The organism is Bacillus basilensis (genome assembly GCF_050630465.1).
GTDB lineage: Bacteria > Bacillota > Bacilli > Bacillales > Bacillaceae_G > Bacillus_A > Bacillus_A basilensis.
This window is the reverse complement of sequence record NZ_JBNTQO010000015.1, coordinates 33,836-46,525: the sequence shown is the minus strand read 5'-3', so window position 1 is coordinate 46,525 and position 12,690 is coordinate 33,836. Positions and strand designations below refer to the sequence as shown.

At 35.3% G+C, this 12,690-nt stretch carries 13 protein-coding genes and 1 pseudogene; 3 read left to right on the top strand and 11 right to left on the bottom strand.

The features are described from left to right. Nucleotides 1–225: 225 nt before the first annotated feature. The gene (locus tag ACQVV1_RS22490) at nucleotides 226–987 is read left to right on the top strand and encodes a class I SAM-dependent methyltransferase (RefSeq protein WP_309259016.1); all 762 of its coding nucleotides are present in this window, start codon (nucleotides 226–228) and stop codon (nucleotides 985–987) included. A gap of 126 nt (nucleotides 988–1,113) precedes the next feature. On the opposite strand, the gene ACQVV1_RS22485 is transcribed toward ACQVV1_RS22490, so the two are convergent. Beyond that, nucleotides 1,114–1,644 carry an NUDIX hydrolase gene (locus ACQVV1_RS22485; RefSeq protein ID WP_309259017.1) on the bottom strand — a complete coding sequence of 177 codons (531 nt, stop codon included), beginning with the start codon at nucleotides 1,642–1,644 and terminating at the stop codon, nucleotides 1,114–1,116. A 193-nt stretch (nucleotides 1,645–1,837) separates the two neighbouring features. Between ACQVV1_RS22485 and ACQVV1_RS22480 the strand changes: the two genes are divergently transcribed. Further along, nucleotides 1,838–2,470 (top strand): CmcI family methyltransferase, encoded by a 633-nt coding sequence (locus ACQVV1_RS22480; protein ID WP_242252719.1) that lies wholly within the window; start codon nucleotides 1,838–1,840, stop codon nucleotides 2,468–2,470. Nucleotides 2,471–2,503: 33 nt separating this feature from the next. Here ACQVV1_RS22480 and lepB read toward each other — a convergent pair whose 3' ends face one another. After that, nucleotides 2,504–3,025 carry a signal peptidase I gene (gene lepB, locus ACQVV1_RS22475; RefSeq protein ID WP_000806886.1) on the bottom strand — a complete coding sequence of 174 codons (522 nt, stop codon included), beginning with the start codon at nucleotides 3,023–3,025 and terminating at the stop codon, nucleotides 2,504–2,506. A gap of 82 nt (nucleotides 3,026–3,107) precedes the next feature. Then, the gene (locus tag ACQVV1_RS22470; protein ID WP_309259018.1) at nucleotides 3,108–5,261 is read right to left on the bottom strand and encodes a peptidoglycan D,D-transpeptidase FtsI family protein; all 2,154 of its coding nucleotides are present in this window, start codon (nucleotides 5,259–5,261) and stop codon (nucleotides 3,108–3,110) included. Between the two features lie 278 nt (nucleotides 5,262–5,539). Here ACQVV1_RS22470 and ACQVV1_RS22465 point away from each other — a divergent pair. Further along, nucleotides 5,540–6,121, top strand: a pseudogene (locus ACQVV1_RS22465) (hypothetical protein). A gap of 55 nt (nucleotides 6,122–6,176) precedes the next feature. On the opposite strand, the gene ACQVV1_RS22460 reads toward ACQVV1_RS22465, so the two are convergent. From ACQVV1_RS22460 to ACQVV1_RS22425, 8 genes are all read right to left on the bottom strand, one after another. Continuing rightward, on the bottom strand, nucleotides 6,177–6,905 hold the full coding sequence (locus ACQVV1_RS22460) for an NAD-dependent protein deacylase (RefSeq protein WP_242252717.1): 729 nt from the start codon (nucleotides 6,903–6,905) through the stop codon (nucleotides 6,177–6,179). A 75-nt stretch (nucleotides 6,906–6,980) separates the two neighbouring features. Beyond that, a complete protein-coding gene (pcp, locus tag ACQVV1_RS22455) occupies nucleotides 6,981–7,628 on the bottom strand; it encodes a pyroglutamyl-peptidase I (protein ID WP_063225246.1) in 648 nt (215 codons plus the stop codon). 16 nt (nucleotides 7,629–7,644) lie between these two features. Continuing rightward, nucleotides 7,645–8,607, bottom strand: a complete 963-nt coding sequence (locus ACQVV1_RS22450; RefSeq protein WP_431169527.1) for a DUF979 domain-containing protein — start codon at nucleotides 8,605–8,607, stop codon at nucleotides 7,645–7,647. Nucleotide 8,608: 1 nt separating this feature from the next. After that, nucleotides 8,609–9,304, bottom strand: coding sequence for a DUF969 domain-containing protein (locus ACQVV1_RS22445; RefSeq protein ID WP_063225244.1), 696 nt, complete (start codon nucleotides 9,302–9,304; stop codon nucleotides 8,609–8,611). 21 nt (nucleotides 9,305–9,325) lie between these two features. Next, on the bottom strand, nucleotides 9,326–10,087 hold the full coding sequence (gene pxpA, locus ACQVV1_RS22440) for a 5-oxoprolinase subunit PxpA (protein WP_242252715.1): 762 nt from the start codon (nucleotides 10,085–10,087) through the stop codon (nucleotides 9,326–9,328). An 18-nt stretch (nucleotides 10,088–10,105) separates the two neighbouring features. Then, nucleotides 10,106–11,095 carry a 5-oxoprolinase subunit C family protein gene (locus tag ACQVV1_RS22435; RefSeq protein ID WP_242252714.1) on the bottom strand — a complete coding sequence of 330 codons (990 nt, stop codon included), beginning with the start codon at nucleotides 11,093–11,095 and terminating at the stop codon, nucleotides 10,106–10,108. Continuing rightward, nucleotides 11,086–11,799 carry a 5-oxoprolinase subunit PxpB gene (gene pxpB, locus ACQVV1_RS22430; protein ID WP_242252713.1) on the bottom strand — a complete coding sequence of 238 codons (714 nt, stop codon included), beginning with the start codon at nucleotides 11,797–11,799 and terminating at the stop codon, nucleotides 11,086–11,088. Before pxpB ends, ACQVV1_RS22435 begins: the two co-directional genes overlap by 10 nt. Before the next feature lie 14 nt (nucleotides 11,800–11,813). Continuing rightward, complete coding sequence (locus ACQVV1_RS22425) at nucleotides 11,814–12,566, bottom strand: IclR family transcriptional regulator (RefSeq protein WP_063225240.1); 753 nt, start codon at nucleotides 12,564–12,566, stop codon at nucleotides 11,814–11,816. Nucleotides 12,567–12,690: the final 124 nt, after the last annotated feature.

The window sequence follows — 12,690 nt, the reverse complement described above, 5'->3', positions numbered from 1 at the left end:
GATTATTGAACAGCATGAATGGCAGTTTTCAAACAACGACCTTCCCTCATAAGTTCAAAGGACTTTCACTTACTTATCCCGAATATATAAATAACCATTCTCACAAGGAGTAACTTTATATGAATCTATTCGAACACGAAACGTAAAACCGCTTCTCTTTCATAAGAGGTCCTCCCTTTTTCCTTTCTCATCATATCATTCATTGAAAAATAGGAGGACATAATTATGAAACGTGATCCATTATTTTTAACTTTATTAGAAAGTGCAAATACACATTTTAGCGGCTGGGATTTTTCCTTTATTTCAGAAACTGGCCGAATGAAGAGCGAGCCTTTATCATGGTCATACGGCAGTACTGCTTTCCAGCTTATGCAGCGTGCAGAATCAATGCTCGATATGGGTACTGGCGGCGGAGAGTTTTTATCTATGTTACAACCGTTCCCATCAACTATTTATGCTACTGAAGGTTATGCTCCAAATGTGCCAATTGCTCGAAACAAATTAGAGCCTTTAGGGGTTACTGTTGTAGAAGTGACCGATGATACTGCTTTACCATTTCAAAATGAACAGTTTGATTTCATTATGAATCAACATGAATCCTATTCTGCTTCTGAGGTAAACAGAATTCTCTCTCCTAATGGAATTTTCCTTACACAACAAGTTGGTGGTCTCGATTGCGCTGAACTTAATGAACAGTTTGACACACCACTAAATAGTGAATTTGCAAGTTGGTCGCTTGAAGCGGCATGTAATGAACTACAGGAAAATGGATTTACTATTTTAGAAGCAAAAGAAGAGTTTCCTTTTCAACGTTTTTATGATATTGGCGCTATCGTCTATTATTTAAAAGCAATTCCGTGGCAAATTCCTGATTTTACTGTCGAAAGGTATTATAAGGAACTATATCGTATACATGAAATCATCTTGCAAAAAGGATATTTTGATGTGAAGCAACATCGATTTATCATAAAGGCGATTCGTAGCTAACAAAAAGAAACATCGTACATATGACGATTATGACCAATGAATTGTATTTCTGGAACATATCATCACCTCACATATATAATGAGAGCAATCAGCATAAAAATACTGATTGCTCTTTAAAATATTTTATCAATTAGAGTATGAAAGTGATCTTTTTATATACCTTTTGTTTACATCATCTTCCTTCAAACATGCAGTTGTATAATTAATAATATTCCGGTTATCATATGTGAATATATGCTCTAACTTGTTTTCCTCATTTAATGCTATTGGTAAGTATTTTGGTAAATTGCTAACTACCCCTCTATTATCACAATCTAATATCCAATCAATTTCTTTCCATTCCAATAATCCTTCGGCTGTACTTACTGGCGTGTCTATATGTACTCCAGCTGGCAGGTCAGCAAGGAATACATACATTCCTTCACTATCCCGAGGCTCATCCTTACTTTTAAAAATCACATTCCCTTTATACGTTACACTTGGAAGATCTATGCCTGTTTCCTCAAGCGTTTCTCTAATTATTCCTTCATATGGTGTTTCATTGTCTTCAATTTTCCCACCAACGCCATTCCACATTCCCATATTCGGCTTTTTATTTCTATTTAGTAAGAGTATTTTATTTCCCTTTCTAATGAAACAAATTGTGTACTTATACATACGTTCATTTCCTTCCCTTTTCCTCTCATCTACAGATTTAAACTGCATTTTGATTAGACTTGGTGAATAAAGATTTTTTTATTATACAAACAATTGGTTTTTAATGAGGTATTTTGCTCAATTTTATTAAAAATCATTCTCCTTATAATCATATCTTACATAATATATTGTACAACTTTCGTTTCAGAAAGGAGTGTTCAAAATCGATAACATAAGCAGCGAATTTTTAAAACAATATTACGACAGTCGAGTCTGGTTATATGATACTCATTGGCTTGGGGTCCCTATTCTCAAACTTCCCTCTGATCTTTTTTTGTATCAAGAAATTATTTACGAATTAAAACCCGATTTAATTATTGAATGTGGCACTTGTTATGGTGGTAGCGCATTGTATTTAGCTTCTATATTAGATTTAATTGGAAAAGGCCACGTTCTTACTCTTGATATATTCCCTCAACCAAATCGTCCATCCCATGATCGCATTACGTATTTAACAGCTTCTTCTGTTTCAGTAACCGCTGTGCAAACAATATTAAGTATGCGTAAACCTAATGATGTAATTTTAGTTATTTTAGATTCAGATCATAGTAAAGATCATGTAGCAAAAGAACTTTTACTTTATAAATCTGTTGTTACAGCTGGCAGTTATATTATTGTAGAAGATACATCTATTAATGGAAATCCTGTTTCTCCCGATTGGGGTCCTGGCCCAATGGAAGCTGTTGAAGAGTTTTTAGCTACAAATAACAATTTCATAATCGATGAATCTAAACATAAGTTTTTCATATCATTTAATCCAAAAGGTTTTTTAAAGAAGATAAAGTAAAACTTGAATAAGTGGGGTTTTATAAATCCCCACTTATTCTATGATCTTCATTTTTGAAAAAGGATAATAAACAAATTCCACTTTTCCTATTATATTATCTTCTTCAATATAGCCTAAGCCATTTCGACTATCTCTACTAAGTTCACGATTATCTCCCATTACAAATAACTTATTTGGCGGGATTTTTGTTTTTTGAAAGTTATAAAACACTTGTGTATTATTGAATAAATCTTTATTTGTATATGGTTCTTCTTGCTTTTTATCATTCACATATACGGATCCATTCGTTATGTTAATTACGTCGCCAGGAAGTCCTATTACTCGTTTTACATAATATTTCGACTCATCCTCTTCCTTTATAATGACAATTTCCCCGTGCTCTAAATTAGAAAAATGTACGGCTGCTTTATTTACAAATACGTAGTCTTCTTCATATAAAGTCGGTTGCATCGATTTCCCTTCCACTTTACATAAAGTAAAAGAATGATAGGCTACTACCAAAACAAACACGAAGAGTATGTATTTCCCCCAACCTCTCTTAATCTCCTGTTTCATATCCATTCCCACCTTATTCAAATGCTTTTTAAATCAAAAAATATATCACTGCACCATATGTCTCAATGCAGTGATATTATTTTTACTGGGCCTTGTTCGGCTGCTCTACTGGGACTGGATTTCCACCCGATCTTTTCGTTTTCAATTCAAAATACGCATCCAAAATCTCTTTACCAATCGCGGAATTAATTCCTGATTTGTCATCATTTACCCATGGTACAACAACTGAAAAAGCTACTTCTGGATCAGCATCATATGGTGCATAACCGGCAAGAGTTAAATTATAACATTTTTTTCGGTTATTGTTTTCATCTCTTCCAATATCACTTTCTCCACCATATACAGTTTCAGCTGTCCCTGTTTTTCCAGCTGGTTTATATGGTAATCCTTTAAACGTTCCAGCACCTGTTCCGTCAGTTTCCTGGAATACTCTTCTAAACCCTTCTTTTACATGATTAATGTATGAAGTATTCATATCCACTCGATTTAAAATAACTGGTTCAATAGATCGAATAACTTTTCCAACATCCTCTGGTCTATGTGGTTGCTCTCTCACTTCTTGTACAATTTGCGGTTTCATTCGGTAACCGCCATTTGCAATTGTTGAAATATATTGAGCAAGTTGAAGCGGCGTATATGTATCGTACTGTCCAATCGCATAATCAAGTAAAAAACCAGGTATGTTATCAGTTCTACCCATTTGACCAATCGATTCATTCGGCAAGTCAATACCAGTCGGTACACCTAATCCAAATTGTCTAAAATAGTAACGCATTTTATTAAATGTCTCTTTTCTAATGTCTAATGGATTATTTGGCACATAATTTATACCCGCCATTTTTAAAGCTGTATTAAACATATATACATTTGATGAAACTTGTAAAGCTCTTAAATCATCAATATCACCAAAATCTTTCCACGATTTCTTCGGCTTAGTACTTCCTTTAAAATACATTGGTGCATCAAAGAAATGCGTATACGGCTTAATCGTTTCTGTTTGATATCCGGCTAATAAAGTAGCCCCTTTTACAGTTGATCCTAATTCATAAGAACTTGTCATCGTTCCTAAAGCGTAGTCTTCTATTTGCATTCCGCCATCTTTATTTACAATTTTCTTTCCTGCCATTGATAAAATTTGGCCGTTTTTCGGGTTCATCATTACAACGAACGCACGATCCATCATTGGCTCTGCAGAATGGAATGCTCGTAAATTCTTTTCAAGACTTTCTTCTACTTTTTTCTGTAAATCCATATCAACTGTTAACATTAAATTATTTCCACTTTTTCCTTCTGTCACTTTTTCAGTTCGAATAATATTCCCTGTTTTATCTGTAATATTTCTAGTCTGTTCTTTCGTTCCATGTAGTGCATCTTCGTATTGTTTTTCAATGTAACTCTTACCAATACGATCATTTCTGTTATAATCACGTACTAAGTAATAATCCAATTGTTCTCTTGGCAATCCTTCATTTTCAGTAGAAACGCTCCCAAGGATAGAACGAAGTATTTTATCATTTGGGTATTCACGTTCCCAATCTACTGTCGTATCTACTCCTGGCAAGCTTGCCAATCTTTCGCTTACGACTGCATATTCATTTTGACTTACATCTTTTTTAACGATTTGCGGCGTCATTTTATATCCCGCATTCATTCTACTTTTAATCGCTAGTACTTCTAAATCCTCTTTTGAAAGTTCGCTTAATTCTTCTTGTGTAATTCTTTGCCTACGTAACTCTTCTACTTTTTTATCTAATTCTTTCCCTTCTATCTCTTGCTTCCTAAATGTATTCTCATCTTCTTTCGTTACTTTTGTTGCTGCCTGTTTTTCATTTAACTGCATCCAAAAATCTTTCTTATCTGTTTCTGTCAACTTATCTATATCTTCTGGCGACATTTCAATTAGCTGGGCTAAATTTCTTGCTACTTGTAAAACTTCTTTCGAATCTACTCCTTTCATTTTCGTATATGTAACGGTTCGTAGCGGTTTATTATTTACAATCACATAGCCTTGTCGATCAAACATTTTCCCTCTAGGTACAGGTGTGCTTACCGTTACATCTTCTTTTTTGTTCACTTCATTTCTATACGTTTCTCCATCAATGATTTGTACTTTACCTAATTGAATTATAATAGCTGAAAATAAAAGAAAAACGATAAAAAATAGTACATTTAATCGAAATGGAATATGAGTCTTTTTCTTTTTCGATTGTTTCTTCTGCTCCTTTTTCTGTCTCATTTCGCTCCCTCGCTTCATTCTATTAACATTTCTACACAGAACCATTATGTATCAAATTTATTTATATGATATATATAGAATTTTATATTAATTACATAAGAATTAAAAGATTTAATTTTCAGTTTTTTAATTTTATATCCTATTTATTACCATTCCCTTATTAAGAAATAACATGAATGTTATTCTAAAAGAAAGATTGTATATAATTATTTTTCATACCTTTCATTTACATTTCTTTGTATACTAACAATAAAATCCATTACTAAGGAGAAAATGAAATGACAGATTCATTCACAATTCATACTAATACGTCACATTGTTTAAACTTTATGATTTATATTTAAAATATTCATCTCAACCAAAAAGAGAAAAAAGAAAATTTAAGATTTCCTTACATAGCAAGGCAATTCAATTTCTCTACTAACTTTGAAGCGAATTTCGAAGAATTATGGCATACACTTCGCAAAAAAATTGCTAACGACAAATATGATTTACAAATTTTTCATGAAGAAAATCATATCTTTTATGAGAAGCTTTTTGACACTCATTTATGTAATGAGGAATCCTTTAAAGAATTAATATGTAGTTTTAAAGTATGGTGGACTAACATAGTAGATCAGCATTCATTAGAATGGTCTGTAAGTGAGTATAGTACGCAACTTTATAATGACTTAGTTTTATACTTAAAACAAAATCAAATAGAACCTTTACAACAGCTACACATTAGCTTACTTTATGACGATTGTGTATTCACTAAAGATAATATTACTTCTTACTCTGCTATTTTACCTACGAAACACCTTTTTATAAATTATAGAGATGTTGTTACTACATTATCAACATGTTTTCATGTGGCTTAAAACAGCGATTACTCAAATAAAAAACTGAGGTAGATACCTCAGTTTTTTTGATATTTTATTTCATTGATGATAATCCTTCTACAAATTCACCAATCTTATTTTGAAAAACAAAATCAAAGTTATATTCTTGCCCTGTTAGCTCTTCATTTACTAAAATAGTCTTTGCTCCTACTTCTCTCTTTGCGATTTCTGGGAATGAAGCGACAGGCTGTACTTTTAATGATGTTCCCATGACGATAAGCACATCTGTTTCATATAAACGTTTCATCGCGTTTTGATATTGCGGCAGTGTATCTCCGTATAAAACAACGTCTGGATTTAAAATGAAATTACACTTCTGACAGCGAGGCACTTCATGATCAATCATATACTGCAAGTCATATCCCGCTTTACATTTTGGACAATGCGCTGTTTGCAGTGTTCCATGTAGATCAATAACATGTTTACTACCACCTAATTGATGTAAACCGTCAATATTTTGCGTTAAAATCGTAATATCTTTCCCTTGTTCTTCTAATTCAGCTAAAAAGCGATGCCCACGATTTGGTTTATATTGATGAAACGTATTAATTTGAAAAATTTCTTTATAATGCTTCCAAAACTCTTTCGGGCTTCGGTTATAGTACCCTCTCGATAAGTACATTTCCACATTTGCATCAGCGTACAATCCATTTGCTGAACGAAAATCTGGGATACCACTTTCCGTACTTGCACCTGCACCTGTTAATACTGTAATTTTCTTCGCTTTTTCTAAAATTGAACGTACTTCTTCAAATTGTTGCACAAAAATCACCTCTATGTATTTTCCTATTCTTATTATACCAGTTGTTTACAGGAGGTGTTGTACACTTCGGTTTATTTAATGCGTCGCACCCCCAACCTCTACAATATCTACCTCTACTTCCGTCGTTACCTCAACTGCCAATTCTATCCCTTTACTAATAGTAGTAAGTGACATACTCGGTTGGCCTGGATAGTTACTCGCTTGTTCTGGTAAAAACGGAATATGGACAAATCCACCTTTTATTTTCTTATCACGGTTCTCTATTTCATGCATAAGACCATAGAATAAGTGATTACAAACGAATGTACCTGCTGTTTGTGAAACGGAAGCTGGTATGCCTTCTTCTTGAAGCTTTTTTACGATTGCTTTCATCGGAAGTGTAGACCAATAGGCAGCAGGTCCTCCTTCTATAACTGGTACATCTACCGGCTGATTCCCTTCATTGTCAGCTATTCTTGCATCATCGATATTAATTGCGACACGCTCTATCGTAATATCTGGTCTGCCCCCAGCTTGTCCGATACATATAATTATTTCAGGGTTTAGTTCTTGTATATATTCGTTTAAAACTTTTATTGATTTATGAAATACGGTTGGTACTTGTTTACTTATAATCTTGTACTCTCCGATTGTTTTTTCATGCAAACTTTTTGCGACTTCCCAAGCTGGATTGATACTTTCTCCGCCGAACGGATCAAATCCTGTTAATAATACTGTTTTCATAGTTTTACCCTCCTAATTAGAAACGATATACTAAGCCGTACATAATAAACATATTTATGATAAAGATCGAAAGAGCAATTGGGACTTGCGCTTTAATAACCGCATTTTTATCTTTTAGCTCTAAAAGCATTGCCGGAACGATATTAAAGTTTGCTGCCATTGGAGTAAGTAACGTTCCGCAATATCCAGCAAACATACCAAGAGCTGCCATAATTGCTGGGTTTCCACCGTGCATTTGAACAATTAAAGGTAAGCCAATTCCGCCAGTAATTACGGCAAACGCTGCGAAAGCATTTCCCATTACGACTGTAAAGAGCATCATTCCTAAACAATACGCCATAACAGCAACGAACGGATACTCTGTCGGTAATACTTGGCCGACTAAAGCAGAAACGACTTGTCCAACGCCAGATTTTGCGAAAATACCGCCAAGTGCTGCTAACATTTGTGGTAAAATAACAGCCCAGCCGACAGCTTGTAATAATCTACTTCCTTCTTGAACAGGCGTTGTTATTTTCGATTTTGTAATTCGCATCGCAGCAACGAACGCAAGTAATGCTCCTAGTGCTAATGCTACTAGCGTTACTTTATCTGGATCAACAAGGGATACATTTCCCCATTTAATTTTCCCTAACGTTAACGTACCGATAATTGTAAAAATAGGAATTAAAAGTGCAGGCATAAAGATTTTATTCTTTAATTTCTCCGCATGTTTTACACGTTCTTGCACTGGTACTTCTTTTTCCTGAGACTTTGTTACTTTATTTAATGAAGCTAATACGACCATAGCAAGCACAATACAACCAACGTAAAACGAAGGAATTACATTTCCAAACAAAAATGTAACTGCAAACAATGCCCAAAATAAACTAGAACCAAATCGATTTGGATGCTCACGATCAAACGCAATACGAACAGCGATAAATGCAACGATTATACCTAATACATAATAGATTGTATCCATAGTTATGATGTTCATATTATATTGCCTCCTTCTCTTCTTTTGCTTCTGCCTTCATTGTTTTCTCTATATATTTATCAAACCTTCTAAATCTAATCCAGCTCACGATAAGTGCAGATATTGCAGTTGGAATCCCCCAAAGTGCCATATCCCAAACACCGACATGCATACCTACTGAATCGAAGAATCCTTTCATTAATAAAATGGCACCAGTTGCGATAAATATATCTTCTCCGAAAAACCAAGCTGTATTTTCCGCAGCAGCTGCATTTGCTTTGATCTTCTCTCTTAATTTTTCAGGTAGTTTACCGTATTTACCTTGTGCCGCTCCTTCTGCCATCGGTGCAACAAGCGGTCTTACTGTTTGCGCATGACCACCAATATTAAGCCCTAGTGCTGCTGATGATTCTCTTATCGTAAAATATGACATTAATACTCTTCCAGTTGTTGCGCCTTTTGATTTCGTTATAAGTGCTTCTGCTCTTTCTTTTAAACCGTAACGCTCTAAAATTCCGATTACCGGTAAAGTTAATATTATCGGCATAGACATATATCTATTTTCTATGAAAAATTTACCGAACATGCTGATCACATCATAAAAACTTAATCCTGAAACCATACCAGTAACAATACCTGCGACCATAACTACTAATAGTGTATTTAATCTAAATAAAAAACCAACTGCAACAAGTAGTATCCCGATTAATTTAATCATTCCAGCACTTCCCCCTATTTTTTATTTTGGTGCACAAATAGAAACACCTTCAAGTTTGAATGTTCTGTATATTTTTTCCGCAAATTGCACTGCTTTTTCTCCATCACCATGTAAACAAATCGTTTTCGCCTGAACTGTTACTTTCTCTCCATTCACCGAATTTACATAGCCTTCTTTCACCATTTGAATCACTTGTTTTATCGCTTCGTCTTCATTTTTTATAAGCGCATTCTCTTCTGTACGACTTGTTAATGTTCCATCTTGCCTATACGTACGATCTGCAAAAGCTTCTTGTAGGAGAGTTACGTTATATTTTTCCGCAGCCTGTTTATATGCCTCGCTATTTGCCAATCCGTAAAGTAATAACTTTGGATTCACATGAGAAATTGCCTTTGCGATTGCATCTGCAATTTCCGGATTAGTCGCCGCCATATTATATAAAGCACCGTGTGGCTTTACATGCTGCATCTTCCCGCCAGCTGCTTTTACAAACCCGTCTAATGCACCAATTTGATATAAGACATAATCGTATACTTCACTTGCTGAAACGTTCATGTTTCTTCTCCCAAATCCAATTAAATCTGGAAACCCTGGGTGTGCCCCTATCGCTACGTTTTGCTGCATTGCCTTTTCAACTGTTTGCCGCATAACGGACGGATCACCCGCATGAAAACCGCAAGCAACATTTATAGAGGATACGAATGGAAGAATTTCATCATCACTCCCCATTTTATAAGCGCCAAAACTTTCTCCTAAATCACAGTTTAAATCAATTGTAGTCACAATATTACCCTCCTAATTTCAGCTTCGTAAAGCAATGAATTTCTTTAATAGATTCATATTTACTTCTTGTTCTATGTACAATTGTTCCGCTTCTTCAAGCGTAATTTGCTCAAATGAAACATAGTCTCCTGGTTTTAGCTGGGCAAGAAGAGGAAGATCTATTAAAATAATATTTCCCATTCTCGGATAGCCACCTGTCGTTTGCCTATCTGCCATTAATATAATCGGCTGTCCACCGTTTGGAACTTGAATCGTTCCGAATGTAACGGGACTCGATAAAATCTCTGTTTCTTCCATCCTATTTAAAACTTCTCCCTCAACCCTATAGCCCATACGGTCAGCATAATTAGATACCTTATAGTCTTTCGTAAAAAATGCCTTTCTACTTTCTTCTGTAAATTGATCATATTCAAAATCAGTTATGACACGAAGCTTAGGATGTTTCTTATATTTTGGCCTTACGCTGCTGCTAATTGCCCATTTCGTTTTGATTCGCTCATCCTTTTGTAAATCTTGAATGAAACGATGAGCCATTTCTGATCGTTCACCAAGTTGAAAATAGTCACCTTTTTTCAGCATTCTTCCTTCCATACCACCAATCGCTGCACGTATGTAAGTACTTTTGCTTCCCATTGTACGGTCAATATGCATACCACCTGCAAAAGTCACATACGTTCTGCAACCACTTTTCACTTTTCCAAAACAAAGCATGCTACCTTCTTCCGCTAAAATGGGACGCCATAACGGGATACGTTCTCCGTTTAATAACGGTTCCATATCTGCTCCGCCAATCGCAAGTAAAGTTGTTTTCTTTATTAACAATTTAGGCCCCATGATCGTCATTTCAAGTCCCGCTTCATTCTCTTCATTACCAACTAACATATTGATCATCCGAAGTGCACTTTGATCCATAGCCCCGCCAACAGGTACGCCGTATTGTTGATAATGAGATCGCCCTAAATCTTGGACTGTTGTAAACATCCCTGCATGCAAAACCTCTACATCCATTCCTTAGCCCCCTCAAGTGATACGTACTCTTCTTTCGTTATTGGAATAAATCGTAAATACATACCGCTTTGGATATAGGTTGGTGTTTCTTCTTCCGGATTAAATAAGGAGATTGGTGTTCGGCCAATAATATTCCATCCACCCGGTGTTTCAAGCGGATAAATACCTGTTTGATTTCCACCGATACCTACTGAACCCGGAGAGATTTGCAACCGTGGTATTTCTTTTCTAGGTGTTTCTAGTTCTTTTGATAGTCCTCCTAAATACGGGAATCCTGGTGTAAAACCTAGCATATATACAAAATATGTTGTTTCACTATGTATTCGAATTACATCTTCTACTTGTAAATCGTGATAATGTGCGACCTCTTCTAAATCAGGTCCATATTCTCCCCCGTAACAAACTGGTATAGAAATATGTTTCACTTCTCGTCTCAGCTCTTCCTTATACGTATCGAACATTCCAGTTATGTATTGGCATACGTAATCGTACGGTCTTATCTTTCTATCATTTTCCTTCCATACTTCATATAAATTGTAGTAAACGGCTAATGAAGTGAACGACGGAACGCATTCAATCATTCCTGTAAACGGATGTTGCTGCAACGCTTGAAATAGTCGTTGTACTTTTTCGTATACATCCATCCCGATCTCTTCACCAAATGTAACAATAATTGCTTGATCCCCTAACGCAGAAAATTTCATCCCACTCCCTCTTTCTATGCCAAAAAGCCGAGTTCTTTCGAAATGCGATTTGCTGTCTCTTTTACCTTCGCGATAAAATATGATATATTGCTTTCGCTGTACTCAATTGCTAATCCCGAAATACTAATGCCTGCTACAATCGTTCCATCGCTTGCGAAAATGGGTGCTGCTATAGCCGCTGTATGATTTTCTAACTCAGAGTAGCTAATTGTATGTCCTTCCTTTTTCGCCATTTGTAACACTTCTAGCAATTGTTTCTTATCCACGATTGTTCCATCTGCAAACTGTTTTAAATCCGTTTCCTCTACGTACTTCTGTTTCTCTTCCTCTGAGAAATATGATAATAAAATCCTCGGACATGCACCGGCATAAAGTGGAGCTCGTCTTCCAACCGCCGTATACACACGTACAGGCTGAACACCTTCCATCTTTTCCACATAAATCGCGTCATTTCCATCTTGGATAATTAAATTAACTGCCTGCCCTAAACTATCTCTAAGCTCTTTCATATATGGAATCGCAATATTTCTTACTGATAATCTTTGTGAGACAAGTTGACCGAACCGTAAAAAAACGACTCCTAGACGATATTTCCCCTTTTCGTTTTTTTGTAAAAACTCCATTTCTTCTAACGAGCCAATTAAACGATAAACAGATGTTTTCGGCATACTTGTAAGCTGAACCATCTCTGTTAAACTGAGCTCTTCATGCTCATAAAACAACTCTAAAATATCCATTGTTTTAACTGCCGTTTTATTTATACTCATTCTATCTCCCTCTTATTCCGAATTTCGGAACTTAAATTCCGTTTTTCGAAACAAACATATAATTTAAAATTATAAAATATTCTTTCAATTCTATCAATATTTTTTTCACATACATAATCCGATA

What these genes read in the sequence shown, in the direction of transcription:
- ACQVV1_RS22470 (WP_309259018.1), bottom strand. Translation starts at nt 5,261, where the DNA reads ATGAGACAGAAAAAGGAGCAGAAGAAACAATCGAAAAAGAAAAAGACT.
- ACQVV1_RS22435 (WP_242252714.1), bottom strand. Translation starts at nt 11,095, where the DNA reads ATGGATGTAGAGGTTTTGCATGCAGGGATGTTTACAACAGTCCAAGAT.
- ACQVV1_RS22425 (WP_063225240.1), bottom strand. Translation starts at nt 12,566, where the DNA reads ATGAGTATAAATAAAACGGCAGTTAAAACAATGGATATTTTAGAGTTG.
- ACQVV1_RS22490 (WP_309259016.1), top strand. Translation starts at nt 226, where the DNA reads ATGAAACGTGATCCATTATTTTTAACTTTATTAGAAAGTGCAAATACA.
- ACQVV1_RS22450 (WP_431169527.1), bottom strand. Translation starts at nt 8,607, where the DNA reads ATGAACATCATAACTATGGATACAATCTATTATGTATTAGGTATAATC.
- pcp (WP_063225246.1), bottom strand. Translation starts at nt 7,628, where the DNA reads ATGAAAACAGTATTATTAACAGGATTTGATCCGTTCGGCGGAGAAAGT.
- ACQVV1_RS22485 (WP_309259017.1), bottom strand. Translation starts at nt 1,644, where the DNA reads ATGTATAAGTACACAATTTGTTTCATTAGAAAGGGAAATAAAATACTC.
- pxpB (WP_242252713.1), bottom strand. Translation starts at nt 11,799, where the DNA reads ATGAAATTTTCTGCGTTAGGGGATCAAGCAATTATTGTTACATTTGGT.
- ACQVV1_RS22445 (WP_063225244.1), bottom strand. Translation starts at nt 9,304, where the DNA reads ATGATTAAATTAATCGGGATACTACTTGTTGCAGTTGGTTTTTTATTT.
- lepB (WP_000806886.1), bottom strand. Translation starts at nt 3,025, where the DNA reads ATGAAACAGGAGATTAAGAGAGGTTGGGGGAAATACATACTCTTCGTG.